The organism is Paenibacillus sp. FSL L8-0494, assembly GCF_038003695.1.
Classification (GTDB): Bacteria; Bacillota; Bacilli; order Paenibacillales; family Paenibacillaceae; genus Paenibacillus_AQ; species Paenibacillus_AQ odorifer.
The window spans coordinates 1,339,744-1,364,375 of sequence record NZ_JBBOPQ010000001.1 but is presented as its reverse complement, the minus strand read 5'-3'; the positions used below and the strand labels follow the sequence as shown (position 1 = coordinate 1,364,375).

General features: G+C 43.6%; 25 protein-coding genes and 5 tRNA genes. 8 read left to right on the top strand and 22 right to left on the bottom strand.

Features of this window, described 5'->3' with window-relative positions:
• Nucleotides 1–73: 73 nt before the first annotated feature.
• The 3 genes from NYE35_RS06085 to NYE35_RS06075 all read right to left on the bottom strand — a co-directional run bounded on the left by NYE35_RS06085 (nucleotide 74) and on the right by NYE35_RS06075 (nucleotide 1,479).
• A complete protein-coding gene (locus NYE35_RS06085) occupies nucleotides 74–493 on the bottom strand; it encodes a thiol-disulfide oxidoreductase DCC family protein (protein ID WP_341120393.1) in 420 nt (139 codons plus the stop codon).
• Between the two features lie 94 nt (nucleotides 494–587).
• Nucleotides 588–866: a hypothetical protein gene (locus NYE35_RS06080; RefSeq protein WP_036681678.1), complete on the bottom strand. Its 279-nt coding sequence runs from the start codon at nucleotides 864–866 to the stop codon at nucleotides 588–590.
• A 190-nt stretch (nucleotides 867–1,056) separates the two neighbouring features.
• Nucleotides 1,057–1,479, bottom strand: a complete 423-nt coding sequence (locus NYE35_RS06075; protein WP_036681676.1) for an organic hydroperoxide resistance protein — start codon at nucleotides 1,477–1,479, stop codon at nucleotides 1,057–1,059.
• Nucleotides 1,480–1,659: 180 nt separating this feature from the next.
• Here NYE35_RS06075 and NYE35_RS06070 point away from each other — a divergent pair, with 180 nt between their 5' ends.
• Complete coding sequence (locus tag NYE35_RS06070; RefSeq protein WP_036681674.1) at nucleotides 1,660–2,139, top strand: glutathione peroxidase; 480 nt, start codon at nucleotides 1,660–1,662, stop codon at nucleotides 2,137–2,139.
• A gap of 172 nt (nucleotides 2,140–2,311) precedes the next feature.
• On the top strand, nucleotides 2,312–2,821 hold the full coding sequence (locus tag NYE35_RS06065) for a GyrI-like domain-containing protein (RefSeq protein ID WP_341120390.1): 510 nt from the start codon (nucleotides 2,312–2,314) through the stop codon (nucleotides 2,819–2,821).
• Between the two features lie 67 nt (nucleotides 2,822–2,888).
• On the opposite strand, the gene NYE35_RS06060 is transcribed toward NYE35_RS06065, so the two are convergent.
• Together NYE35_RS06060 and NYE35_RS06055 are read right to left on the bottom strand one after the other, a co-directional pair.
• A tRNA-Leu gene (locus tag NYE35_RS06060) sits at nucleotides 2,889–2,971 on the bottom strand.
• 88 nt (nucleotides 2,972–3,059) lie between these two features.
• Nucleotides 3,060–3,425 carry a helix-turn-helix domain-containing protein gene (locus NYE35_RS06055; protein ID WP_036681672.1) on the bottom strand — a complete coding sequence of 122 codons (366 nt, stop codon included), beginning with the start codon at nucleotides 3,423–3,425 and terminating at the stop codon, nucleotides 3,060–3,062.
• 227 nt (nucleotides 3,426–3,652) lie between these two features.
• Between NYE35_RS06055 and NYE35_RS06050 the strand changes: the two genes are divergently transcribed.
• The gene (locus NYE35_RS06050) at nucleotides 3,653–4,276 is read left to right on the top strand and encodes a hypothetical protein (RefSeq protein WP_051491199.1); all 624 of its coding nucleotides are present in this window, start codon (nucleotides 3,653–3,655) and stop codon (nucleotides 4,274–4,276) included.
• A gap of 87 nt (nucleotides 4,277–4,363) precedes the next feature.
• Here the strand turns inward: NYE35_RS06050 and NYE35_RS06045 are convergent.
• The 13 genes from NYE35_RS06045 to NYE35_RS05985 all read right to left on the bottom strand — a co-directional run bounded on the left by NYE35_RS06045 (nucleotide 4,364) and on the right by NYE35_RS05985 (nucleotide 12,998).
• Nucleotides 4,364–4,446: transfer RNA gene (locus NYE35_RS06045), tRNA-Leu, on the bottom strand.
• Nucleotides 4,447–4,452: 6 nt separating this feature from the next.
• Nucleotides 4,453–4,524 (bottom strand) — tRNA-Glu (locus NYE35_RS06040).
• A gap of 138 nt (nucleotides 4,525–4,662) precedes the next feature.
• Nucleotides 4,663–5,853, bottom strand: coding sequence for an ABC transporter substrate-binding protein (locus NYE35_RS06035; protein ID WP_036681667.1), 1,191 nt, complete (start codon nucleotides 5,851–5,853; stop codon nucleotides 4,663–4,665).
• Between the two features lie 71 nt (nucleotides 5,854–5,924).
• On the bottom strand, nucleotides 5,925–6,626 hold the full coding sequence (locus tag NYE35_RS06030; RefSeq protein ID WP_341120388.1) for an ABC transporter ATP-binding protein: 702 nt from the start codon (nucleotides 6,624–6,626) through the stop codon (nucleotides 5,925–5,927).
• A 6-nt stretch (nucleotides 6,627–6,632) separates the two neighbouring features.
• Nucleotides 6,633–7,415: an ABC transporter ATP-binding protein gene (locus NYE35_RS06025; protein WP_341120386.1), complete on the bottom strand. Its 783-nt coding sequence runs from the start codon at nucleotides 7,413–7,415 to the stop codon at nucleotides 6,633–6,635.
• Nucleotides 7,384–8,352, bottom strand: a complete 969-nt coding sequence (locus tag NYE35_RS06020) for a branched-chain amino acid ABC transporter permease (protein ID WP_036681661.1) — start codon at nucleotides 8,350–8,352, stop codon at nucleotides 7,384–7,386. Before NYE35_RS06020 ends, NYE35_RS06025 begins: the two co-directional genes overlap by 32 nt.
• A gap of 11 nt (nucleotides 8,353–8,363) precedes the next feature.
• Nucleotides 8,364–9,191 carry a branched-chain amino acid ABC transporter permease gene (locus tag NYE35_RS06015; protein ID WP_438269135.1) on the bottom strand — a complete coding sequence of 276 codons (828 nt, stop codon included), beginning with the start codon at nucleotides 9,189–9,191 and terminating at the stop codon, nucleotides 8,364–8,366.
• A 549-nt stretch (nucleotides 9,192–9,740) separates the two neighbouring features.
• Nucleotides 9,741–10,202: a DinB family protein gene (locus NYE35_RS06010; protein ID WP_036681655.1), complete on the bottom strand. Its 462-nt coding sequence runs from the start codon at nucleotides 10,200–10,202 to the stop codon at nucleotides 9,741–9,743.
• Nucleotides 10,203–10,603: 401 nt separating this feature from the next.
• Nucleotides 10,604–11,209, bottom strand: a complete 606-nt coding sequence (locus NYE35_RS06005; RefSeq protein ID WP_036681653.1) for a class I SAM-dependent methyltransferase — start codon at nucleotides 11,207–11,209, stop codon at nucleotides 10,604–10,606.
• Nucleotides 11,210–11,311: 102 nt separating this feature from the next.
• Nucleotides 11,312–11,758, bottom strand: a complete 447-nt coding sequence (locus tag NYE35_RS06000; protein WP_076106957.1) for an oxidoreductase — start codon at nucleotides 11,756–11,758, stop codon at nucleotides 11,312–11,314.
• Between the two features lie 174 nt (nucleotides 11,759–11,932).
• Nucleotides 11,933–12,021: transfer RNA gene (locus NYE35_RS05995), tRNA-Ser, on the bottom strand.
• Between the two features lie 7 nt (nucleotides 12,022–12,028).
• Nucleotides 12,029–12,104 (bottom strand) — tRNA-Asn (locus NYE35_RS05990).
• Nucleotides 12,105–12,245: 141 nt separating this feature from the next.
• Nucleotides 12,246–12,998 carry an MBL fold metallo-hydrolase gene (locus tag NYE35_RS05985; protein WP_341120383.1) on the bottom strand — a complete coding sequence of 251 codons (753 nt, stop codon included), beginning with the start codon at nucleotides 12,996–12,998 and terminating at the stop codon, nucleotides 12,246–12,248.
• Between the two features lie 129 nt (nucleotides 12,999–13,127).
• Here NYE35_RS05985 and NYE35_RS05980 point away from each other — a divergent pair, with 129 nt between their 5' ends.
• On the top strand, nucleotides 13,128–13,556 hold the full coding sequence (locus NYE35_RS05980; RefSeq protein ID WP_339811753.1) for an Lrp/AsnC family transcriptional regulator: 429 nt from the start codon (nucleotides 13,128–13,130) through the stop codon (nucleotides 13,554–13,556).
• 422 nt (nucleotides 13,557–13,978) lie between these two features.
• Here NYE35_RS05980 and NYE35_RS05975 read toward each other — a convergent pair whose 3' ends face one another.
• The gene (locus NYE35_RS05975) at nucleotides 13,979–20,842 is read right to left on the bottom strand and encodes an S-layer homology domain-containing protein (RefSeq protein ID WP_341120382.1); all 6,864 of its coding nucleotides are present in this window, start codon (nucleotides 20,840–20,842) and stop codon (nucleotides 13,979–13,981) included.
• 204 nt (nucleotides 20,843–21,046) lie between these two features.
• Here NYE35_RS05975 and NYE35_RS05970 point away from each other — a divergent pair, with 204 nt between their 5' ends.
• On the top strand, nucleotides 21,047–21,685 hold the full coding sequence (locus NYE35_RS05970; RefSeq protein WP_036686811.1) for a pentapeptide repeat-containing protein: 639 nt from the start codon (nucleotides 21,047–21,049) through the stop codon (nucleotides 21,683–21,685).
• Here the strand turns inward: NYE35_RS05970 and NYE35_RS05965 are convergent.
• Nucleotides 21,675–22,136: a SprT family protein gene (locus NYE35_RS05965; RefSeq protein ID WP_080742673.1), complete on the bottom strand. Its 462-nt coding sequence runs from the start codon at nucleotides 22,134–22,136 to the stop codon at nucleotides 21,675–21,677. The genes NYE35_RS05970 and NYE35_RS05965 overlap by 11 nt on opposite strands.
• A 120-nt stretch (nucleotides 22,137–22,256) precedes the next feature.
• On the opposite strand from NYE35_RS05965, the gene NYE35_RS05960 reads away from it, so the two are divergent.
• The 3 genes from NYE35_RS05960 (at nucleotide 22,257) to NYE35_RS05950 (ending at nucleotide 23,397) form a co-directional block, all read left to right on the top strand.
• Nucleotides 22,257–22,619, top strand: a complete 363-nt coding sequence (locus NYE35_RS05960) for a hypothetical protein (protein WP_036686808.1) — start codon at nucleotides 22,257–22,259, stop codon at nucleotides 22,617–22,619.
• Nucleotides 22,620–22,683: 64 nt separating this feature from the next.
• The gene (gene cmpA, locus NYE35_RS05955; protein ID WP_094903512.1) at nucleotides 22,684–22,815 is read left to right on the top strand and encodes a cortex morphogenetic protein CmpA; all 132 of its coding nucleotides are present in this window, start codon (nucleotides 22,684–22,686) and stop codon (nucleotides 22,813–22,815) included.
• Between the two features lie 96 nt (nucleotides 22,816–22,911).
• Nucleotides 22,912–23,397 (top strand): hypothetical protein, encoded by a 486-nt coding sequence (locus NYE35_RS05950; RefSeq protein WP_341120380.1) that lies wholly within the window; start codon nucleotides 22,912–22,914, stop codon nucleotides 23,395–23,397.
• A gap of 26 nt (nucleotides 23,398–23,423) precedes the next feature.
• Here NYE35_RS05950 and NYE35_RS05945 read toward each other — a convergent pair whose 3' ends face one another.
• Together NYE35_RS05945 and NYE35_RS05940 are read right to left on the bottom strand one after the other, a co-directional pair.
• The gene (locus tag NYE35_RS05945) at nucleotides 23,424–23,618 is read right to left on the bottom strand and encodes a hypothetical protein (protein WP_036686806.1); all 195 of its coding nucleotides are present in this window, start codon (nucleotides 23,616–23,618) and stop codon (nucleotides 23,424–23,426) included.
• Between the two features lie 122 nt (nucleotides 23,619–23,740).
• Nucleotides 23,741–24,631: a carbohydrate ABC transporter permease gene (locus NYE35_RS05940; protein ID WP_036686804.1), complete on the bottom strand. Its 891-nt coding sequence runs from the start codon at nucleotides 24,629–24,631 to the stop codon at nucleotides 23,741–23,743.
• Between the last annotated feature and the right edge of the window lies 1 nt (nucleotide 24,632).

The following is a 24,632-nucleotide window of genomic DNA, read 5'->3' as shown; positions in this document are numbered from 1 at the left end:
TTCACCCCTAGTCATAATATGAAAAAACTATACCAATTTATAGTTTCATTATAACATTCTCCCAGATTATGGTTTACAAAAATCTCCGTTTGATCTCTGGGGTAGGGAGCATACACTGCTCATCACGTCCGAACCAACGATAGCGGTTCTTAGCTATATACCGATAAAGGGCATTGCGTAATGGGCGTGGTACTAAGATGAACGCGTATGCGGCAGGCCAAGGAAATCTCAATTTACGGGCAATTCTTAGCACAGCGGCCGACTCTGTATAATACACTCCGTTCTCCAGTAAAATCACCGTGTTTAATTGTCCAGGCTGAAGTCCGGACTCTTTCATTAGATTTGCCGCAATTTCATTCTGTAAAGGTGCGAATAGAAATTTAGCCTCGGGGTCACGCGGGATAATGAAACGAACTACCCCCTGGCAAAGATGACACACTCCGTCTATCAATACAATGGACTTATCTTTCATAAGGTTCAGTTCTTCGTTCATGGCTCCCCCTCCGTCTTAAAGGCGTAAATTTCTGCTTTTTTGGGTAAACAAAAACGCGGGATATCCTCCCGCGCCATCAAGTGCCGTTCTTTAATTATTCTGCGATTGCTTTCTCAATCCATTGATCCCCGATCATTTGCCCTTCGAAATCAGCAGTGAATGCCTCCATGCATTTGCAGATGAAATCTTTGCGGCAAATTGGACATGGAGTTTTAAGCAGGCGGCTGATGTTCGTCATTTTCCATTCCGGAAACCGATGATAAAACGCGCGGCACTCCGTTCCATCAGCAAGCTTGATAATGAACTCGTACAATCCTTCCTTATCGTTGCTGCTGGCTTTGGTCACATTCGTAATATTCGGTCTGTAAGACATCTTCATCACCCATTATTTAAATTTTTGGTTGTAAATTGCACACGCAGGCACATTCTCAGATACTTAGACATATTAAAGAATTTTAAGGGTGATGTCAACCAAAGACGCCTAACACGGCAGCTATTTATTACTCTTTTATGATTTACGTCTCTATTTAGCCATTATTTCCATAAAATATATACAGATACATTTAATCAACAATCTTTAATTCAACCTCGATATTACCTCTGGTTGCTTTGGAGTAAGGACAGAATTCGTGAGCCTTCTTCGCCAGTTCCTCTGCTTTGTCATGCTCAATCCCTGGCAGCTTCACATCCATTCTCACAGCTAGTCTAAAGCCTCCATCACTGTCATCCTTCCCAATGGACACATTACAAGTTACCTCCACGTCATGGAGTTTCACGCCCTCTTTACGAGCGATATTCGCTAGTGCACTCTCGTAACACGCTCCATAACCAGCCGAGAATAATTGCTCTGGATTGGTACCAGAACCTCCCGGTCCTCCAAGCTCTTTAGGCATGCTTAGATTATGCTTTAACACGCCATCCGAGGATTCAATGGAGCCTTCACGACCGCCATGGACTGTTGTAGTTGCTGTGTATAATGCTTTCATGAGTCATCTTCTCCTTCATCAAGCTGTATTGGTCATGCTCATACTTTATACTTTAAACAACAGGTATGATTTGAAACGAAGATGAGGAATGATTCATAATACTTTCTTATTTGGCTCCAGACCATAAATAGTGTACAATTAAATTGTTAAAAACTTAAATTAGCTATGGAGGTGTCATCCATGAGTATTTATGATTTTGAGGTCAACACTCTTAAGGGTGAAGAGGAATCATTGTCAAAGTACAAAGGTAAAGTACTCCTGGTTGTGAATACTGCCAGCAAATGTGGATTTACTCCCCAGTATAAAGGTCTTCAGGAAGTGTACGAGAAGTTTAAGGACCGCGGGTTCGAAGTATTAGGATTTCCAAGCAATCAATTTGCTGGACAAGAGCCTGGCGAAAGTGATGAAATTGCGGAATACTGTGAGATTAATTATGGGGTAACCTTTCCTATGTTCGAGAAGATTGATGTAAAAGGTGATGAAGCACATCCATTATTCAAATACTTATCTAAGGAAGCCCCTGGTGTCTTAGGCTCAAAAAACGTGAAATGGAACTTTACGAAGTTTCTAGTTGACCAAGATGGCCGTGTTCTAAAACGGTTTGCTCCTAAAACCACTCCACAGCAGATCGAATCCGATATTTCCAAGCTTTTAAAATAATTCTTTAGTAAAAGGATACTCACCACATCACACAGCCCCCCCCTGTTGTTATGCGGTAAAGTATCCTTTTCAACTTGAAAGAACGTCATAATATCGCTATATATCAGCACCCTTTAATCTCTTGGAATATTTTATAATATTGTTGGAATATTTTTTCTGGGAGGGATAATCGGTGACTGTTCAACTGCTTGATATACCCGAACTAAATGTTATTGGCTGGGCAAATGTAAACTCATCCGGGGAGCCATACGCGAATCTTTGGGAATATGTTTTTGGCGAGCTGGATATTGATGCAAAATTTGATGCTATACCCACAAAAGTTCAAAGCAGCGGTTGTTATCTCGGTCTATTTCAGAACCGTACATCCGTGCCTAAACTGTGGGAGCATACCGCATGGGATACTGATTTTTTCCTTGGTGTTGAAGTCGAGCAGTTAGATTGTATCCCTGAAGGCCTTGTTCATAAGAAAATTCCTGCGTCTACCTATGCTATATTTACTGCAAAAGGTTTCCCTCAGTTGGCTTTTCAACACACCTGGAATTATATACATAATGAATGGCTGCCGGATTCCGGTTATAAGTTCAACCCTGATGGAGTCTTTTACATCCAATACACGGAGAAGTCCGGTCCGGATGATGAAGGATTCGAAGCCAATCTATGCGTGCCGCTTGTAAAGAAGTAGGTTATGTGATTGAGGAATGTACAAAAAAAGAAGCCTTGCATCGCAAGGCCTCTTTCTTCATTCTGTATGCGGTAGAGAGGACTCGAACCTCCACGGGTATACACCCACTACCCCCTCAAGATAGCGTGTCTGCCATTCCACCACTACCGCGCGGTGTGTTAAACATAGAACATAAATTTGTTTGAGGTCAACATTCATTATTATAAATGTACTTTTCTCAAAAGTAAAGATACAGATTTTAAGATTCTTCGTCGACCATTTTCTGTTTACGATATTCAGCAAAAGCTATATATTCCTTGATAAAATTCTTTTCTGCTGGAAGCAATTCATCTACTCGGCTTTCCGATAGCTGAACATCACTCAAATCATAGTCTACGCCGCTCTCTCGTACAGTATCCGGTGTATCTTTGCCGAGAATAAGCCAGTCCAGACTAACATGAAAAAAATCACCGATCTCAATCAGCTTATGTGTTCCTGGAGTAGTCTTCCCCCGCTTCCAATCTCCCATATTACCTGTGCTGATATTTAACTGCTCACAGAATGATTTTTTGGTCAAACCTTTCTGCTTAATCAGGTATTCTATACGTTCGTATATGGTCTGCATCGGTGAATCGCCCTCCATCTAAAAATAAATTACTTATTTACGTAATTTCCTATTGCAAAATAACGTAAAAAAGTATATAATTAGTATTGTTATGTATTATCCGATTATATCATATGGCTGGAGTGACGATAAGAGGCGACTCAGGTGACAAGTATCTGTTAGAATACCGTCTGGCCCCCTTTGTTAACTTATCATCCTGAATGATCTCTAGGAGGGAGCGGTGACTTTTGTCAAAATGCTTATCATCTTCCATTATCCATTCACTTGAAGCTTTACCGCACAATGCGGTGGTGATCAACAGTCATGGGATTATCCAGTTCACCAACAGTAGGTGGAAGGCCTTTAGTCATGAATATGGTCTTTCTACTAATAAGAAATGGATTGGTGCGTATTACTCAGAGCTCATGCAAGATGTGATTATCGATCCCGATCAATGGGCCAAGCTTTATGAATCAGTGAAATATATACTCCGCAGAGAGCATCAGGTTTATACTTCCGAATTCTCCATACAAACCGCTAATAAAGGGAAACGAATCTTCCGTTTGGAGATCTATCCATTTCTCTCAGATCCGCACCCAGAAGCCACTTTTATAATTTCACTATATGATGTGGGCCCCTATAAAGAAGAACCTCTTCATCCGGAGATCATAAACCTCCGTTCAACCTTACCATCATCTTTTGAGCTAATCCCAATCTGTGCTTCCTGTAAATGTATTCGTAATCCCAAGGATGAATGGATCACCATTGAACATTTCTTAAAGCATCAGCTTTCTTTGCAATTCACCCATGATATCTGCCCAGACTGCATAAGACAGCTCTATCCCCAGTATGCTGGGGCTTTTAAGAGATGACCTGAGGCCACTGAATTTCACTTCTGATCTTATAAAAAAAAGTAAGAAATCCTCTGCGAACAAAGGGTTTCTTACTTTTTATTTGTATGCGGTAGAGAGGACTCGAACCTCCACGGGTATACACCCACTACCCCCTCAAGATAGCGTGTCTGCCATTCCACCACTACCGCATAATATGACCCGTATGGGATTCGAACCCATGTTACCTCCGTGAAAGGGAGGTGTCTTAACCCCTTGACCAACGGGCCATGCTTTACAAGTTATTTTCTTGTCACAACAAAAATGAGTATATCAAACCATAAGAATTTTGACAAGCCTTTTTTTGAAAAAAGTTTAAACTAAAAGAAACGCGCACCAATAAAGGTACGCGCCTCTAATCACAACGCTTATGGATTTACTTTTGCCTCAAAGGTTTGTACCCCATCTACAAACTTTAGCACCACAGCTGCTTTTACCGGGTCATGCGTTTCATTCATTGTGATTTTACCCGTGGCCAGTTGTAAATCCTTCGTCCCCGCCAGTGCATCCTTCAGCTTCTCAGGTTCTGTGGAATCCGCACGTGTAATGGCGTCTGCCACTAGTTTCACAGCATCATATCCAAGCGCAGCCATCCCATCTGGAACAAGATCACCGTTAGCAGCCTTGAAGGCATCTACGAACGATTTTACTTCTGGCGAGCTATCTTCAGGTGAATAGTGATTGGACATAAACGTATTGTTTAGGGCATCCGCTCCGGCAATCTCAGCCAGTTGAGGTGAATCCCAGCCATCCCCGCCCATAAACGGAACGGTGATCCCCATTTCGCGAGCTTGCTTTACGATTTTGCCGACCTCCTCATAATAGCCTGGAAGATAAATAACATCGGGATTAGCTTCTTTAATACGTGTTAATACAGCTTTAAAATCAGAATCTTTTTGTTGATAGGATTCTTCGCTTAAGATAGAGCCACCGTTCTTAGTAAACGTTGCTTTAAAGAAGGTCTGCAGCCCTTTGGAATAATCGCTTGAAGCATCCGTATAAATAACAGCCGTCTTCGCTTTAAGTGTATCCTTAGCAAAGTTAGCCATTACTTCACCTTGGAAAGGATCAATAAAAGAGGCCCGGAATACCCATTCGTTCAAATCTCCAGTACGTTCATCAACTGTCACTTTGGGATTGGTGGCTGAGGAGCTAACCAGCGGGATGCCTTTTTCTTGAGCAACGGGAACAATCCCGAGTGTATTCGTAGATGTAGTTGCACCGATAATAGCTACAACTTTATGGGTAGTAATCAGCTTTTGCGCTGCGCGTGTCGCCTCTTCCGACTTGGAGGCATTATCCGCTTCAATCAGTTCAAGTTTTTTGCCTAGTATTCCACCTGCGTCATTAATTTCTTTTACCGCCAGCTTTGCCCCTTTGAGTGCAGAATCACCGAAGGAAGCCTGGCCGCCTGTAAGCTCAAGGTCTGCTCCAATCTTGATGGTCCCTCCACCAGCATTCCCACCTTCAGCAGTAGTGTTGTCTGTCTTGTTCCCACAGCCTGCCAGCAATCCACCAGCCAGTAACGCAGTCAGCAATATGGCCCCGATTTTCTTCATCCTCTTCCAGCCTCCCAAAATAAATAATTTATAGGTTCTTTCTGTGATGCTGTTATGAACTAGCCGATGAATTAATGACCCAGATAAGCCATTCTGATCTCTTCCGAATCTGCAAATTCCTTGGCATCTCCCTCAAGCACCATTCTGCCCGTCTCAAGAACGTAAGCCCGATGAGCAATTTTAAGCGCCTGATGGGCATTTTGTTCTACAAGAAGCACTGTTGTTCCAGAGGCATTTACTTCCTGGATGATCCGAAAAATATCCTGAACGAGTAATGGAGCAAGCCCCATCGAGGGTTCATCTAATAATAAAAGCTTGGGATGCCCCATCATCGCACGCCCCATAGCAAGCATCTGCTGCTCCCCGCCGGATAATGTGCCGGCAAGCTGTTTTTTTCTTTCTAAAAGACGCGGGAAGGTGGAGTAGACCTTGGCAAAATCAGCAGCTAAGCTGCCAAAATCTTGTAAAAAAGCTCCTAGCTCCAGATTTTCTTCCACAGACATATTAGCAAATACACGCCTGCCTTCCGGACAATGAATAAGCCCCTGTTTTACGATGGCTTGAACACTCTGATTCGTAATAGATTTATCCATGAAATCTATACTGCCTGTTTTGGGTTTCAGCAGTCCCGAAAGCGTCTTAAGCAATGTGGACTTGCCTGCTCCATTTGCGCCGATTAGAGTTACAATCTCGCCTTCTTTTACATCCATACTTAAATCCTTCAAGGCATGAATAGCCCCATAATATACATTGATCCCCTGTACGCTAAGCATGGTCCACTACGCCTCCTGTCCCAAATAGGCTTCTATGACTTTGGGATGATTCCGTATTTCAACGGGCGTACCTTCAGCAATCAACATTCCGCGATCCAGCACATAAATCCGGTCACACACCCCCATAACCAGGGACATATCGTGCTCGATAAGCAGGATCGTCAGCTCAAACTCTTCACGGATCCAGGCAATAAGATTCATTAGATCCCGAGTTTCATTCGGGTTCATCCCTGCGGCTGGTTCATCCAATAGCAAAAGCTTAGGTCCTGCTGCAAGCGCGCGCGCAATTTCCAAACGCCTTTGATTTCCGTAGCTAAGATTCCCGGCACATTCATCACATTGATCGGCAAGATTAAATATTTCGAGAATATCCATAGCCTTTTGCGTAATTTCGTTTTCTTCTGCAAAATGCTTAGGCAGGCGGAGCATGGAAGTGAACATCGAATGTCTGGCATGCTGGTGAAATGCGATCTTAACGTTATCCAGCACCGTCATAGAGGTAAACAGACGGATATTCTGAAATGTCCGTGCTGCCCCTTTTCGGTTAATCCGATAAGGCTTCATCCCGCCTACTGCCTGATTGCTGAGGATAATATCGCCACTGGAAGGCGGGTATACACCTGTCAGCAAGTTAAAAAGGGTTGTTTTTCCCGCGCCATTAGGTCCGATGAGCCCAATCAACTCGCCTTTATTAATATGGAGAGATACCTCGTTAAGCGCCTTAAGCCCGCCAAATGCACGACTTGCTTGTTGAACATCAAGAAGCACTTCCACTGTTGATGCTGTCACTTGGTTTGACCTCCTTTTTAGACCATTTCAAGAAAGAAAAACCCGTGCTGCCAAGCAGCCCCTTAGGCCGAAAAATCATCATCAGAATTAGAATCGCCGAGTAAATAATCATCCGCAGCTCCGGATATTCCTGAAGCACCGTGAAGAGCACCGTCAGTACAATCGCACCCACGATGGCCCCGCTTGTACTTCCTAGTCCACCTAACACAACCATGACTAGAATTTCGAATGATTTTAGAAAATTAAAGCTTCCAGGATTGATGACGTAGAACTTATGAGCAGAGAGACCACCAGCTATCCCCGCAAATAATGCTCCAAGTGAAAAAGCAATGACTTTGTACAAAGTTGTATTAATCCCCATCGCTTCAGCAGCAATTTCATTCTCACGAATCGCTATACAAGCCCGGCCGTGAGTGGAACGTATAAAGTTATTGATCACAACAATCGTGACCAATGTGAACAGAAACATAATCGTCCAAGTCGTTTGATTAGGGATGCCGCTTAGGCCTGAAGCTCCGCCCACATATTCTGTATTGAGCAGGACAATCCGGATAATCTCACCAAATCCCAGCGTAGCAATCGCCAGATAGTCTCCATTCAGCCGCAAGGTCGGAATCCCGATAAGCACACCGAAAAATGCAGCAACCAGTCCAGAGATCACTAGCGCCAGCACGAATGGCATATCAAAGTTCAAAGTTAAAATGGAAGAAACATAAGCACCAATGGACATAAATCCAGCATGCCCGATTGAGAATTGCCCCGTTATCCCATTAATCAGATTCAAAGACACCGCCAGCATGACATTTATACAAATTAGAATTAGCGTAGACTCCATGACATCATCAAATATTCCCGTTGTTAGAAGAACTTGAATGACGATATATAGCATGATAGAAAAGACAATGCCTATCCAAAATGACTTGTTTATCTTCTTCATACGGCATCTCCCTACACTTTCTCGCGGACATTTTTACCAAATAGCCCGGATGGTTTAAAGATAAGGATTAGGATGAGTACAGCAAATGCCACACCATCACGCCATGAAGAGTATCCCAGAGAAGAAACCTCTGTCTCGACTGTGCCCAGCAGAAGTCCCCCTACCAGAGCACCAGGAATACTGCCAATGCCACCTAGAACCGCAGCCACAAAAGCTTTAAGCCCCGGAAGTACCCCCATCATCGGATCCACTGAATTGTAAGTCATTCCGAAAATAACGCCTGCTGCTGCCGCAAGTGCAGATCCTATCGCGAAGGTGGCTGAAATGGTCCGATCTACATTAATCCCCATCAACCGTGCTGCTTCCATATCAAAAGAAACGGCCCGCATCGCTTTACCAATCTTTGTTCGGTGCACAATATACTGAAGGATGATCATCAAAATAACCGTCGTCCCCAAGATCATGATTTGATTGGAGTCCACCTGAATCGAGGAACCAAACAAGTTGTATTGCTGCTTATTAAGAATCTCCGGAAATCCTTTAGCCTGAGGACCAAGCACAAACACACCGCTGTATTCCAGCAAAAAAGAAACGCCAATTGCAGTAATCAACACAGCGATTCGCGAAGCTTTTCGTAGAGGTTTGTATGCTAGCCGTTCGATTGACATCCCCAGCAACGCACTGATTGTCATAGAGACCACCAATGAGATAAGTAAGACCAGGATCGGAGGAAGCCCTGCTGAAGCCAAGTACCTGGCACTGAACAATCCAATAAACGACCCAACCATAAACACATCCCCATGGGCGAAATTGATCAATTTAATAATCCCGTAAACCATGGTGTACCCAAGTGCGATCAGAGCATAGATACTCCCTACAGAAATCCCGTTAATTAACTGTTGAATGAAATACTCCATCGCCGTCCCCCAATCCCCATATTTATTTTTAAAAACACCTTTCTTTAGCTTACATTCATTTTCATCGTTTTATGTCACTTATATTAACACAGTAATATACATGCGTCAGTAAAATTTGTGGTTTTTACTATAATATTCAATATTTTATGTTATATTACATAACATTTTGAGTTAATCCTTTGAGATGTATAAAGATAGAAAGTGGGTAAAGAGAAGAAAACAGGAGAATTATGGAGATTTTTAAAGTTTGATTTTCAGAGGGGGAGTCTTTGATTTTATCTACAGATTGCATTTAATGATAAATAATATAACATTTGTCTCTTTGGATATGTGTTTTTCGAGTTTATTATGAGTTACCGGTCAAGTTGTTTCTCTATTTTCGCGCAAAAAAAAGCTCTGTCCCACACAATAATCGAGTGAGAGAAAGCTAATTATGGTGGTCAGCTCCATTCTTTGAACTTCCGTCACGAGTCAATTACTCATCATTTTCTTTTTTAATTCTTTAATCTGCGTCATATGATGTAGGTCATGCGATATAAAATCCTTTAAATAGGACTCAAAGGAAAACCTTCCGTCCACATATTTGTCTGAGTATTTCCCCTCTTCAAGACTACTTATACAATCTAATATTAAGTTACGATACTTCACAGTCAATTCTATTAATTCGTCTTTGGTTTTTGTTTGACCATATGTAACAGCATCATTATTGAATTGATCGAAATCAATAAGCTGAAGTGTTATCGCTTTATCGCATGCTATCGGTTCTATCGTCGATTCATAGAAGTATTTATCCCATAATAAAATATGACTAACAACATCATGAATGGTCCATTTTCCTTCAGCGATGGGTGTTTTCCAATCTAAATCAATAATTTCTAGAACAAATCCATTCCATTCCTTAAACTGATTTAGCAAATCTGATCTGTTATTCATTGGCACATCTCCTTTTTTTGATAAACACCAAAATTCTAACAAAATCTCTTTAATTCATTCCTATATAGTTCATAGTTCGCTTCATCGAAACATATAAAAACAATCTTATTTATTTCCGACTTATTATGAATCATTGAGTTATTTATAATTACATCCATCTGAAATCCCCCCCCGAAGTATATTGGTTGCGAACAAGTATCAAGTGCTGATTGACATTCAAGCGGCTTAAATCACCCTAGGAAACAGTCGTTAGCATTAGACTCGTGGGGTTGTCCACCTGGCTAACTCTTCTTCAAACCTTTACCTTCTATCGAACCAACACCTCATGGTCCACAGCGTGAACGTATTGTTCGCAGATATCTAGCTTTTTCGGAGCTACTAATATGTTCTTCAGCATCCAGCTATTTTTTATATATGTAATCGATAAATCCTTGTCGTATCCATTCGCCTTCAAACTTTCTTTCCAGCACTCGATCTTCTTTGTATATTAACTGCAAATCATCAAACATAGAATCTGCTTCATGATAATCATAATAAGAGTGTATTACGAATTCATCATCTTCCATCTGTTCAAACTGATTATCCCCCAAATCAACTCCATCGCCGACTCGAAAATCCTTTAGGGTTAAAAAATTTACAAATAATAATCCATTAGGTTTTAGAACTCGTTTCATTTCATTTATCGCTTTTTTTACATCTTGTTTTCTCATATGAAATATAGAGTTATACGAATACACAAAACTCATTGACTCATCACTTAGCGCCAACTGTCTCATGTCGCCTTGTTGTATATTTAGAATCTGTCCCCTTTCAGTTGCGAACTGATTAGCTCTTTTAATTTGTTCGTCATTCATCTCAATTCCGTTTGTACTGTATCCATAGTTCGCAAACAAACTTAGTGGAGGTGAATCCCCTCCCGCCCCGCAGTCTAATATGTTTTTTTCCATACCACTTTCATTGCATAATGCCAAAAATCTGTACAAGGGGATTTGCTTAAACAGTTCCATGTTGATTCCACTCCTTTGACCATGTAGTTATTGGATTTACTCATAGATCTTTCCCATATAAATTATTTGAGCACATCTCTTCCGTGGGTTTTCAGGTTTACTTTATTGAATCCCCGCAGTTCCAAATGTCTCTCTAATAACTTTTTCGTATTCATCCCATTTAAAGCAAAAAGGGCCTATATCAATAGCCTTATTACCGGATTCTAATTTGAAATCTCTCCATATAATAAGATCCCCTTCTCTCTCAATAAACACTGATATAAAGCCACATTCTTCATCGCCACACCAGGGACAGACTAATATTGGGTACCTGCAGTACAAATATTCATGCATTTCGTTTAACAAAAAATAGTTAATCATTTTCCTTTGATGCTCTTCACTACCCCACCCGAGGGAAGGAACCCTATCATATTTTTTTAACATTTGGTAAAGAGATCTACCATCAATTATTACGTCGGCAAAAATAGTATTTTTATTTCCCTCTTGATCCGGATCAAAACTATCATATCGGCTTGACGGTTTTGTTTGTATTTGATTTATAGTTTTCATGCTCCTCCTTTAAACTCTTCACACTTATCAAATAAACATTCGATCCCTCCACTCCATTCCCCTTCCAAAATATTGAATTCACCGTTTCTCAGAATCGCATATAGCAACCGAAAAATAAATTCAGACAACAAAAAAGAGCTCCCAGAATGGAAGCTCTTCTTATGTAATTCAGAACGGAGAGAGTGGGATTCGAACCCACGCACCGCTTACGCAGTCTAACCCCTTAGCAGAGGGTCCCCTTATAGCCACTTGGGTATCTCTCCATGAAAATGGCTCCCCGAACAGGACTCGAACCTGTGACAACTCGATTAACAGTCGAGTGCTCTACCAACTGAGCTATCAGGGAACATTACAAGTGAACATGAATTAATTTATCATGATTTCAAGGTCTAGTCAAGCGGGCAAAATAATTTTTGTGATCGTTTTCAAATTTATGCTATGATTCGGCCGCTTGCTAGATTTTTTAAAGAGATTTCCATCCCTCCCCCTATAGATTACACCATTCTCCATCCTGCGGAAGCTGTACCCGATCCCCCAACGATTCCTTCTCTAAATGAGCTTTTAGCTTATCTCGGGTAACCAAACAATGGTTAATGGCGTCCATGTGCACAGCAATCACTTTAGTAGAAGGTGCATATTCACATAAGTCTACGACATCCTGCTCATTCATTGTAATATGACATCCGCTTAAAAACTGCGCACCACCAGCATTCACAACTGTCACCTCAGGTTTAAAAACGTCCAATGCCATTTTCACCTTATCACACCAAATCGTATCTCCAGCCACATATAGAACAGGTTCGCCTTCCGCCTGAAACACAAACCCGGATACCTTACCCATAATTTTACCAGTCACTCCAGTGCCATGCCGTCCATCCGTACGTGTTATAGTTATTCCATTAAACGTCAGTGAATCGCTAATTTCCGTGGTATGCTCAAACCCCTGCTTCGCTAATTTATCTCCATCTCCTTCCTGACATAATAGTGGTAGATCATGCGGCAACAAAGAAATGGCAGCGGCATCCCAATGATCCTGATGAAGATGTGTGACAAGAATTGCATTAGGACTCAGCCATTGTTCTACGGCTCCCGGCAAAGAAACGAGCGGATTGCGGCGATCATTTTCAGTATTAAAAATAGGTGGATTAGCACCCTGTTCACTCAACATAGGATCAATTAAAAATGTACTGCCACCATACTCTAGCCATAGGGTCGCGTTGCGGATATGCTGTATTTTCATCGGAAGCCCTTCTTTCTTTCAGATATCTTCTGCTACAATTAATTATAGTTGGACCTTGAAACAGAATACATTGAGATTGAAAAGAGATTGGTCCGTTCTACTTTCACGCAGAAAGGATTTTAGATAATAATGAGCTCCTATTTTATAGATGATGTGGATTTTCGCATCCTGCAGCTTCTAATTGAAAATTCCACGATCAGTCACAGAGATATTGGGCAGCAAGTGCATATGACCGGTCAGGCTGTGGGCGCACGTATTCGCAAAATGCAGGACACCGGAGTGATTGAAGGCTACACGGTCCGCTGGAATCCGGATAAGGTTGGGGAGACTATTCATGCCTTTATTACTGTTTTTTTGGGTTCGAATACCGTCCACCCAGCCTTTCAGACATTCGCAAAGCAGCATGATAGTGTAAAAGAAATACATAGGGTCAGCGGAGAAGGCTGCTACTGGATACGTGTTCGTACCGGAAACCAAGAGGAGTTGAATAGCTTTCTCGACGAACTGCTGAAGTTCGGAAATTACAGAGTCAATCTATCGATGGGAAAACTGAAGTAAGGCTGCATCGGAATCGGATATGAAGCTACTATCGGACCCAGTTGACCTTATACTCAGCATAATCGCATATTTGGCATACTATCGGACCCCATTGCCTCTATTGGCACGAAAAACACCAAATATGAGCCTCTTTCGAACTAATAGCGTCACTTGAGTCCGAAACCCTGCCCAAAAGGCTAAAAACTTGCCAATAGCGTCATTGGGGTCCGTAAGCCTCAGCCAATGATAGCTCGGCGATGTTGGTGTTGGTGTTGGTGCAAGTGAATGGGTTACTCAAAGTCAATGAGCTTTTGCTTGCCCATAAGCTTTTATAGCAGGCCAGCCAACGTTAAAACGCAGAGCAGCGATTCTCCAATAACCGGAGGAGATCGCTGCTCTGCTGTCTTTTTACTTATGCCATATTGAAGCTTCTACCACGGTAGCTAATTCAATAATTTAGCTGCTCTAAGCAGCCGGACAAGAATTACAGCGGCTTCTGCACGGCTAGTATCACTGCTAGGTGCAAAGCTGCCTGATGATTGACCTTTCATAATGCCTTTTGCAGCCAGGTCAGACACTGCTTCTTTAGCCCATGAGGAAATAGTTGAAGCGTCTGTGAAAACATCTGCAGCAACGTTTGCTCCATATCCTTCAGCTTCTATGTTCAGCAGCTTCATTGCTCTGGCTGCCATAACAGCCATTTGCTCCCGTGTAATAGGGGCGTTCGGACGGAAGGTTCCATCCTCATAGCCTTGAACCAGTCCTAAGGCTGCAGCAGCTCTAGCATCCGCTGCATACCAAGATAAATCGGACACATCACTGAAGGTCTTCGTCGTGTTCGCAGCTACAAGACCCAATGATCGAATCAACATAGCTGCGAACTCGGCACGACTGACAGATTTCTGAGGTGCAAAGGTATCTGTGGATTGTCCGGTCAAGATCAGTCGGCTAGCAAGTCCCTCAATCTCATTTTTCGCCCAATGTGTAGCAATATCCCCAAAAGTCACAGGGTGCAGCGCAGCGACAAATACACCGCTCGCAATACTGCTCTTAACAGTAACCTTGGTCATCCCATTAACGGGCTCAAACAATGCAGGTACATAACGGAAGGAACCCGTCTGTTCATCGTAAATAAGGACTACACCTGTCTTCGCATCCCATGCCTCCTTAAGCATAAATGTACGATCTACATAAGTGGTGCCGAACCCACTTGCTGCTACAGAGGTTTTGCCATCCGTTACCTTTAGAGTGACAATAGCCGGTGTTCCTTGCACAGTAAAGCCTTGCTGCTTAGCCTTGGCAAGCAGTTGTTCTAATCCTTTTCCGCTTAGCGAATTTAAATTAAACTCCAGTGTGCCTGCCGGCATTTGTGCGGATTTGAGCACACTCTCCACAAGCTCTAACGGGAAGCGGTAGCTCATACCTCCACTTTCAATAACAAGCACAGCTTTGGGGCTAAGTGCCGCCGCCTTACGTAAAGCATCTGCACTAAACCGGGCTGTGCCGTCTCCATTAGCTGAAATCTCGATAACAGCCTGCCCTGCAGTCGCCTTAGCTTTTAGCTGCGCATCATGATTAGCTGCTGGTGTAGGTGCTGGTGTAGCGGTCGGTGTGCCGGTTTGAACAGGGTTCACTGACCCTGTAGGGTCTGTTGGACCAGGAGTACTTGTTGGTTCTGGAGTATTCGCTGGACTAGGAGTACTCGTCGGGCTAGGAGTACTTGTTGGATCCACAGGATCGATCGGGTCTACAGGATCTGTCCCGCCAGGTGATAGCACCTCAATTGTATAGACCCTCTTCTCGTTGCCCACAGTTACCGTGAAGTCTGTGATTCCCGCTTTAATTCCATTAAGACTGTCGTTGGTAAATGTAGCAACCTCACTGCTCATAATATTTAGAGTAGCTTGTGCGGTAATATCTCTGCCTTCTTTATCTAGCACCTTAAGAGTAGCTGACTTACCCTGCTCTAATACCACAGGACCGCTCTGTCCATCTGCTAGTTTGATAGAGAACGGTTTAATGGCTGTGGCTATTCCTTGATTTTGTTCTTTAATGCTTAGGTCAGGAGAGGCATTGGTCAGAAGATTCATCCGTTCGCCACGAATAATCATGTTGTCGACCAGCAGACTCCCTTTCAGATTTTTCGTAACTTCTATACCGCTTGTACCTGCGCCATCTAATACATTATTCGTCAGCACTACTCCATCAATGGAAGTGAGAGTATCTCCTTCTAGATCACCTTGAGCAATCAACCCCGAATAAGTGCTGTCCAGTGCCGTATTGTTGCGAATGAGTACTCTTCCTTTCAGATCACTCTCACCAGCATAAAGCCATAACGCACCCAGATTCACGCCGTAACCGGAATCATAACTGCCAGTTCTAAGCAAGGTATTTCGCTCCACAATCGTTGTTCCTTGGAAGGGCTCGGCGGTGAAACGGGTAGACACTGCAATCCCGGCTCCATTAGTCACAGTGTCTTTTACCACGTTGTCCTGGACTTTGTTATCTTTCCCCCCAAAGACTACAATGTTATCCGCTAACCAAGGCAAGGATACCGTATTAAAACGTGCCGTGTTATTATAGCTCGGTGTACGTTCCGTACCATTCACATCCGTCAACTTGCCGTCTGTAAACGACCACATTGCAATTCCATCATCCCCTGGATAGCGGATGTCACTTTGTTCCATCATGCTGTTGCCAGTCCCTACGGCAAAGTTAATCCCGTCTGCCATAAGATTGCGGATCCGCAGACCTGCCATGTACAGACCATTCGTACGCGCCTTTTCACCCATCGGCTGAGTTAACCACAAGCCTGCTTTGGTATGTTCTATCCAAACGTTCTGTATAATCGAACCTTGGCCAAAAGCACCATGGAAAGCGTTGGTGATCGCTTCATCATCCCGTTCGTTAATGCCGCCTTCAATCATCAGATCGTAAACACCAACCTTACCGCCGTGACCATAAAACTTAGCTCCATTCAGAACCGTATACCACATGCCGGCACCACGTATTTCAGCGGTATCCAGATCCAGCAGACCCTCACCGACATTAAAGGTACCCGCCGGGAACCACACACCTTTACCTGTCGCATTCGCTTCGGCAAGGGCTGCCTTGAAGGCTGCGGTATCATCTCCCTCATCATTCGCTGCCGCTCCAAAATCCGTTACGGAAATAAATCCGTCCGGGCGAGCCAACTCAGGGGCAACCTGCTCCATATCCACCAGGTCAATGACGTAAGAAGCTGCGTTATCTCCTGTTCCCTTCTCTAAGCGAATAGTTGCTCCGGCAGGAGTATCGCCGATCAGAGCATGGATTTCGTCAAAGAAGCGGTGTCCACTGCCTTGGCGAGGATCATTTGACCATGGGTAGCTGCCATATTCCCAAGCATATTTGGATGTCAGCTTAAGCTGCTTCTTAACTCCATCTACATATAAAGTCAGGGTTTCTTCAGCACCAGCCCCATCTGGACTATCAGGAATGGAATATCGAAGAACAATGGAGTTAGCCGACTTCGCAAGCTTGAACTCTAGATAATCTCCCGTATTCTTCAAGGCCACCGCTTGTCGTCCAGAAGCCTCGGAAGCCATGCTGAGATATTTCCGCGACGAGCCAATCAGCGTTCCGTTTGTTGCCGCATCCTCAGCTTCATAGCTGATATATGGAGCCGTTGCTCCACGGTATGTTTTGTTAACGCTGTTTTTTACGGTCAGGCTATCAAGGGTTACTTTACTCCAATCCACGTTGTCACTACTTAGAGAAACCGTGTTGATGCCTGCACGAAGCTGCAGTATTACCTGTGCATTCTTCCAAGAGGCAGACTTACCAAGACTAACCTTGCCCCCTTCGTTTAAACCATTCACCTCTAGCGCCAGATCCGTTGCAGCAGCAGCGGTATTTTTGTATCGAATAACAGCGTCATATTCCCCGGCCTGCTGGGCGTTGACTGCAAACCGTATAACACGATCCCCTTTGAATGCTTCTCCTCCTGCATAAATTGCATCAGTAGGGATAGGTAAGAAGCACCAGAGCTCACTATCAGTTCCATTTGCAGCAGAACCAAGCTGAACAGCCGATGCGCTGTGAGTAAGAAGACCTGTTCCATTCGCATTTAGCAGAAGAGTATAACCTAACTTCTCTTCCAGCTTCCATTGGGATCTTTCTGTATCTCCAGCAGCTAATAAGACCACTTGGCCTGATTCATTGAGCGAAAGATAATGTTGTGTCTGAACATTCATAATCCGTTTGCGTCCGTTTATCTCCTGAACCAGCCACTGGGATTGAGCCGCCATAACGGAAGCATCTGCATATAGGACAGCCCCCTCTTTTTCGGCCAATACTTTACCAGCCATGCCTTTCGGTACAATGGTTATGATGTTGGTATCATTTTGAACTGGAGTTGTTGTATTGTTATTGCGCAGTTCTCCAGATGGAGTAGTAAACTCCTGTGGAGCCGCGTCAAGTGTCCATAGTGCCGTACCCTCACTCTCTAGCAAAAGCGCACGTTCAGCATATCCTGTCTTATTGGCAATGTTTATTAATTCATCGTCGTATTCTCCAAAGAGACTACGAATGGTGTAATGTGTATAATCGGAAGCCAAGCTTACTTCCCAGGCAGAGGCTCCGTCTACAGCAGGTTCTGTACTACTGCTCTCCAAATATGAATAATCACCATTCAGCGTTAAAAAATGACCTGTTGCCCGGTTGGTGATCATCTGTTTACCCTCCTGCACAGTTACATTCCAGTGCGAAAATCCATTGTCTGCTGACGGCTGTCCGTACAGAACAACCCCATGCTCATTTTCGTATAAATACTCCCCACTGCTTGCATTCTTGAATCTTACAGGGTAATCAGGCAGTGGCGGAGCAATCGCTTCAACCGCTTCAGCAGTAAAATGCGCACTGCTTTTTTCCGCTGTATCTGCAGCTTTACTGATTCGGAGAGTTGGGTTGCCGTTATCATCCGACGCACCATAGATATAGTGACCAGCCCATGAGCTCATAATGGTAGTCACACCGGACGCCTGCATATCAACCTTCCACTTAATGCTGGCCCATACATCGTACACTGTTTGCAAAGTTTGAACGCTAACATTAGGATCAATCTCATCTACAGCCCCACCTATATGCTCAAGGGAGAGATAACGTCCAGTGCCTTTATTTTTTATCTTCACCGATCCATTGCTGCCGGCTATTTCTTGCAACTGCCAGACAAAGGAATCGTCATTCAAATCAAGTGGACCATAAGTAGCCTGGCCTACTGTTACATCCTCGTTGGCAGCTGCTAGAGGTGCAAGATTTTGGTTAGAGTGAGCAGAGTCCTGGTCAGCATAGACAGCTTCAGTAACCGTCTTGGATTCTGGCAATTCCTCTAGTGCAGCTGGAGAAGTCAGCAAAGGACCGTCCTTAAGATATTGATCCTCTCCATTTACAGCATCTAGCTGAAAACGGAACAAATCTTGTTTTTTCTCGGTAACCGGTACAAATCTCCACTGCGGACTGCCCCAACCTGGATTGATCACTCCGTACTCAGCATATTTAGTGAGGTTTTGAAGTGAAATATACTTCTCTGGGATTTTATTAGGTTCCTTGTCTAGAACGCTACTGATTACGTAGGTGTTGTTCCCAACATTTTTGCCTGTCCAGATGTATTCTCGTTCCACATGATTTCTGTCTGGAAGCTCTGTGACCTGAAGGTGGCCATTTGGCATGTTCATCGTGTTCATGTAATGGCCCGTTTTCTTGTTTTTGAACAGCTTGCGGCCGTTATATTTCTCCACGAGCCATTGATCGGAGCCGTCCTTTTGCATATTTCCATATTTTAAAAGACCATCAACACTCTCATACCAATAAAATGACTTCCAGCCATTCTGAATCCGGTAATATGGCATTGTGCCGTCAGTCGGTGTGTTAGGATCTAAAAGCTGCCACTGAGCGCTCAAAGAAGTCGCATCCCCAATCGCACCAGCCTGTTCTCCACCCAATGTAGACAAATAAATGCCTGTGCTTTCGAGATTCTGAAGCGTCTGGTAATCATCATAATCATCGGAATCATTAAAAATCCATTGATCCGACGGCTGACTTCCGCTAATCTGCAAGGCCTTGGCGGTACCTTCACTATAAGAAACATAATGATCGGTTGCCGCATTACGGATACGCTTATTGCCGTCATAATCCTCTATATACCATAGATAGTCAGAGGTGTTGGCGGCATCTGGCGCAATAATTCCATGCTTAAGCTCGCCGTTTACGGATTCATATAAAAAATCTGTAGCCACTTGTGCATCCGTATAAGTTGCCAGTCGTACAGGCTGTAATTCGGAAATAGGCACGATTCTCCACTGCGCGCTTGGATTAGAGGCTGAACCCGGCCAGCTGTTAGATCGCACATTATTGTCATCGCTGAATTGCGGATTTAGCCATAATGGACTCCCCTCTTCAGTTAAACCACTGTTACGAAGGGTAATGAAGCCCGTTCCATCAGGGCCTGGTGCATGCTCTTGGGTCCACTCACTTAGCTTCACGTGATCCATATCGACTTCCTGCGAAAAAACCCCAGCCCAGGTCACTTCATTTTGCTTAATATAATGACCTGTCGCACGGTTGCGAATCATTACTGTTCCGTCATCCGTCCCTGATTCAAGATACCACTGTGCTGCTTCATTGCTGACAGGCTGTTTACCGTAAAGAACGTTCCCTTCACTTTCATACATTACCTGACCGGGGCGGAGACGGCTCTCTAGCCGTACAGGTGCTGCATTTGGATCTATAAAAGCCCACTGCGGACTCTCAAACGTAACATTGATATCCGAGCTTACTTGCGCATAACCAAGCTGATTCTCCTCGTGGATAACCAACTTCCCCTCTGGCACAGTCGCACTTCGGATGATCATGTATCCATTGCGATTGGAAGTATCGATCAGCCACTGATCCGCAACACTTCCTGAACCTTGGCGTTCTGCCGCCTTAAGTGAATCCTCTTTGCCGTTGTTACCATCCATTGTAATGTAATGGCCTGTCTTCACATTCTTGATTCGTGACAGCCCATTCACCGTCTCAACCGTCCAATGCGCTGAAGTATCGGCTGGATTGGTCATGCCATAACGCACGATTCCTGCGGATGTCTCATATAAAAAGTTGTTTTTCCACTTATTCTTGATGAGTACCGTACCTGATGGAATTTGCTCAGCGCCTGTTCCTCCAACCCCTTCTGCTCCTACGGAACCTTTACCGGTTCCCATTACAGGCAAGCTTGAAAAAATCAGCAGCAGCGCGAGCAGACCCGCCATTGCGGACCTGATTCGTTTCATACATGTGCCCCCTCTAAATAATATGGACTTCCTTTTCATATTAGTTTGGTAACGCTTACAAAACGATGTGCGATTTTATCCATAAAAAGGTGTATTTGTACGGATATCCAATGCCCCGCAACATTCATGATGATTGACAAATCGGTTTAACGCGATGATAGTTAGTTTTAGCTACCCGCAAAGAGTAAACAAACGGAGGTACATATGAATTTCAAAATTGATTCGCCAAAAATAGCAGATCCAGACTCTCTTCTTCCTGAGCAAATATATTCGCTGCAAACCAAGGACGAATTCAGCTGTTGCAGCATCAGCGATACGGTTATTGATAATCAAGAGGCTAATAAGGTCAGCTTTGATCGCGTGATTTTTAAAAATGTAACGATTACGGAGTGCTCCCTAACTGGGATCGAGCTTATGGACGTGATTTTTGATCGCTGTGATCTATCTAATGTGGATTTTACGAATGGCATTATTCATCGAACTGAATTTAGAAACTGCAAGCTTATTGGCACAGACTTTACAAGAGGCAGATTCCAAAACGTTCGTGTAGTAGATTGTATCGGGGATTTTGCTACGTTTCGATTCGCTAATCTGAAGCAGGTTGCTTTTGAGAGCAGTTCATTAATGAGTTCCGACTACTATCAGTCAAATTTCCAAAAAATCAGCTTCAGCGAGTGTAATATGGATCAAGCCACATTGTCAGGATCAAAGCTTAATGGGATCGATCTTAGTGACTGCGAGTTCAGTGGCTTGATCGTGGATATCAAAGATTTAGAAGGATGCATCATTTCGCCTCAGCAAGCTGTTTCTTTTGTCGGATTATTAGGTTTGGTTATAAAATAAATAACTTCAACTTGCCCGAACATTTACCGCAGCGATAACGCTTAGGGTCTACTTTTCGCTTACGCGGATACTCCATGGCACAGGCACTGCATACAAGCTTATATCGATAGGGCAGCGACTTCCGAGCTTTTGCACCCGGCAGTGTCTGACAGTAGCGGCTTCCGCCGACTTGCGCCAGCAGGCTTTTGAAATCAGCGTCACGATGCATATACCCTCGCTTAGCCAAATGCAAATGATAATGGCAGAGCTCATGCTTGATAATCCGCTCCGTCTCTTCTCTGCCAAACATGGCAAGCTGATGGGGATTAATCTCTATATTATGGCTTTTGGTAAAATATCGGCCGCCCGTTGAGGACAACCGGCTGTTAAAGCTCGCCTTGTGTCTAAACGGCACGCCAAAGCTGTCCCGTGATACCTGCTCAATCCACAGCTGCAGCTCTTCGTTGCTCATAGTTTCCATAGCGTTCTATCACAGGTCCTTTCCACGGGAAATAAGATCTCTACTTGAATTGTAACTTGTGCATAGGCTAAACTGTCAAGAAGGAAGACAAGTACGGAGGGAGAATGAACAATGCCGAAAATGCGGTATGTAATTTTGCAGCAAAATCAAGAATTACAATTCGTGGAAATGCCTGAGGAATATGCGTACCAACTAAGTGCGCTCAATTTACGCCTGAACAAAGAAATCGATAAGCTGACAGCCGATAATGTTCCGGATCTGCCCTTAGCCATCGCCGAATGTGACTCGCTGGATCTGTTACGTGAGGATTACTCCCTGGAGTCCGGTCTGGATTATATCAATAGATTGGAGCAGGCCTTCGCCTCTGTTCAAGAGCAGAAGAACTACCCACTGATCTCCCTGCTTACTGAGATCCGAGCGCTACAGGCTCAATTGGAGCAGTGGTACGAAGAGGAAGCAGAAAGCCTACTGTAATCCGCACCTTTAGGCTTATTTCTCCATATTCTAACTTACGTAAGTTGTTAGAGGAGGGATTCGCTTGCCACAGTGGCTCTGCCATCAGCTAATGAAAGCTTATTACAAAAAAGACCGCCGTCAGATCAAGCTGCTGAATGAGTGCTGGTTCTTTTATCGTAATTCTGCGGAATCGAGTAATGAGATGAAGTTATAGCCTCGGATGATTAAGATCTAGGACATCTTTAAAGCAGCGGATATCGTCTTTTAAAAAGACGGTATCCGTTTTTGTTAAGAAAGGGGACTTATAATCATGATCAGTAGAACAAGACATATACAGCTGTCTCCGGAAAGTGGGACTGAGGAAGAGGACAATTATAATCTCTATGTCATAGTCACATTCCCTGACCGCTCCCGCTGGGCATCGGATTTCTACACCTTCAAGAACATCGAAGCGATCCGACAAGACTACCTCCAAAGTGGTGCTTGTCTAAATGGGGCCTACTGGAGTGCACCTAATTATCTAACTGTCGTGGATCATATTGATCGCAAGCGAATTGAAGAAGTCGTCGATTTATATATTTCAGAAGGTACATTCGAATACGCCTTTGAATACATAGGACAGGTCACGGAGCGGGATCTGAAGATTATCGATTATCCGAAAGGCTTTTTCAACCCTTTAGAGAAGCTTGAGGACAGGTACGTTATGCGGCAGTTCGCTGCAATTGAGTTTATGCTGGAGAATGCTGCACCAGAAACTATAGCAGTAATAAAAAAGATCATCGCAGAGAAACAATAAAACTCCGCCTTAAGAATCAATTCTTATTAAAACTTAGGAAATACATATTTAACCAAAAAGAACAGAAAACCAAAAAATATAATAATGTAAGCAGCATATTTAATAAAGGTAGATGCGACAACGCTGGAATCCGATTTCCGTTGTACCTCCCTATGCTCCACTTCAACACTTCTATCCTTATAGCCCGGTTCCATCAGCAATCTCTCCTTTCGAATGTTCATCTTTGATAGCCTCCATTAACCCGAGGCTTTCAGGATTGAATCAAAATTCTAGATTGGATTAAAAAAAAAGACCGGAATTCTCTTCAGCTTTTCGAGCTGAGAAATTCAGGTCTTCTTTCTACTTACCCTTTAACCGAACCCGCCGCAATTCCCTCAACGATACGGTTACTGAGGAACAGGAATGTAATCAGGATAGGCAAAATACTGATCATAAGCGTTGCCCCGATCGCACCCCAATCCGTTGTATATTGACCAATGAAGTTTTGCACCCCCACGGTCAGCGTCTTGTAAGAATCAGAACTAATAAATGTGTTTACAAAAATAAATTCGTTCCAGTTATAGATCATATTAATAATGGCTGTAGTCGCGATCACCGAGCTTGTCATAGGAAGTATAATTCTAAAAAACATTCTGTTCACGGAACAACCATCAATAACCGCGGCCTCTTCCACTTCGCGTGGCAGTGCGTAATAGAAACCCAGCAAAATCATAATCGTTATCGGCATGTTAAAAGCGACATAAGACAAAATAAGTGACAAAGGGTGATCCGTTAAGCCAATCTTATTGAATATACTAAATAACGGAATAAGCGTGGAGTGAACAGGAATCATCATCGCTACCATAAACAAACCCAGTACGAACGAGCTTCCCTTCCATTTCATCCTGGTAACTGCATACGTAACCAAGCTCCCGAAGATAACCGTTAACACCGTAGCCACGATGGTAATCCATACGCTGTTGAAGAAATACACGTTGATGTTCCCTACATTCCAGACCTTCGCGTAATTCTCCCAGTGAGGATTCATCGGCAACGATAGAGCAGGAAGGTTGAACACTTCCTGATTATTTTTTAATGAGAAAAACAGCAGCCATACAAGCGGAAACAATTGCAGAGCAGCAACGGCAATCAACACGATATATAGCAATGAGTAGCCGAATTTACGTGTGATCTCCGCACCTGCGCCGCCTGTCTTTGGCCCGATTTCTAGCCTTCCTGCAGTTCCAGACATCATG

What these genes read in the sequence shown, in the direction of transcription:
- NYE35_RS05950 (WP_341120380.1), top strand. Translation starts at nt 22,912, where the DNA reads ATGATCAGTAGAACAAGACATATACAGCTGTCTCCGGAAAGTGGGACT.
- NYE35_RS06035 (WP_036681667.1), bottom strand. Translation starts at nt 5,853, where the DNA reads ATGAAGAAAATCGGGGCCATATTGCTGACTGCGTTACTGGCTGGTGGA.
- NYE35_RS06080 (WP_036681678.1), bottom strand. Translation starts at nt 866, where the DNA reads ATGTCTTACAGACCGAATATTACGAATGTGACCAAAGCCAGCAGCAAC.
- NYE35_RS05965 (WP_080742673.1), bottom strand. Translation starts at nt 22,136, where the DNA reads ATGAGCAACGAAGAGCTGCAGCTGTGGATTGAGCAGGTATCACGGGAC.
- NYE35_RS05975 (WP_341120382.1), bottom strand. Translation starts at nt 20,842, where the DNA reads ATGAAACGAATCAGGTCCGCAATGGCGGGTCTGCTCGCGCTGCTGCTG.
- NYE35_RS06070 (WP_036681674.1), top strand. Translation starts at nt 1,660, where the DNA reads ATGAGTATTTATGATTTTGAGGTCAACACTCTTAAGGGTGAAGAGGAA.
- NYE35_RS05985 (WP_341120383.1), bottom strand. Translation starts at nt 12,998, where the DNA reads ATGAAAATACAGCATATCCGCAACGCGACCCTATGGCTAGAGTATGGT.
- NYE35_RS06005 (WP_036681653.1), bottom strand. Translation starts at nt 11,209, where the DNA reads ATGGAACTGTTTAAGCAAATCCCCTTGTACAGATTTTTGGCATTATGC.
- NYE35_RS05980 (WP_339811753.1), top strand. Translation starts at nt 13,128, where the DNA reads ATGAGCTCCTATTTTATAGATGATGTGGATTTTCGCATCCTGCAGCTT.
- NYE35_RS05970 (WP_036686811.1), top strand. Translation starts at nt 21,047, where the DNA reads ATGAATTTCAAAATTGATTCGCCAAAAATAGCAGATCCAGACTCTCTT.
- NYE35_RS06000 (WP_076106957.1), bottom strand. Translation starts at nt 11,758, where the DNA reads ATGAAAACTATAAATCAAATACAAACAAAACCGTCAAGCCGATATGAT.
- NYE35_RS05940 (WP_036686804.1), bottom strand. Translation starts at nt 24,631, where the DNA reads ATGATGTCTGGAACTGCAGGAAGGCTAGAAATCGGGCCAAAGACAGGC.
- NYE35_RS06020 (WP_036681661.1), bottom strand. Translation starts at nt 8,352, where the DNA reads ATGAAGAAGATAAACAAGTCATTTTGGATAGGCATTGTCTTTTCTATC.
- NYE35_RS06055 (WP_036681672.1), bottom strand. Translation starts at nt 3,425, where the DNA reads ATGCAGACCATATACGAACGTATAGAATACCTGATTAAGCAGAAAGGT.
- NYE35_RS06075 (WP_036681676.1), bottom strand. Translation starts at nt 1,479, where the DNA reads ATGAAAGCATTATACACAGCAACTACAACAGTCCATGGCGGTCGTGAA.
- NYE35_RS06030 (WP_341120388.1), bottom strand. Translation starts at nt 6,626, where the DNA reads ATGCTTAGCGTACAGGGGATCAATGTATATTATGGGGCTATTCATGCC.
- NYE35_RS06015 (WP_438269135.1), bottom strand. Translation starts at nt 9,191, where the DNA reads ATGGTTTACGGGATTATTAAATTGATCAATTTCGCCCATGGGGATGTG.
- NYE35_RS06010 (WP_036681655.1), bottom strand. Translation starts at nt 10,202, where the DNA reads ATGAATAACAGATCAGATTTGCTAAATCAGTTTAAGGAATGGAATGGA.
- NYE35_RS05960 (WP_036686808.1), top strand. Translation starts at nt 22,257, where the DNA reads ATGCCGAAAATGCGGTATGTAATTTTGCAGCAAAATCAAGAATTACAA.
- NYE35_RS05945 (WP_036686806.1), bottom strand. Translation starts at nt 23,618, where the DNA reads ATGAACATTCGAAAGGAGAGATTGCTGATGGAACCGGGCTATAAGGAT.
- NYE35_RS06085 (WP_341120393.1), bottom strand. Translation starts at nt 493, where the DNA reads ATGAACGAAGAACTGAACCTTATGAAAGATAAGTCCATTGTATTGATA.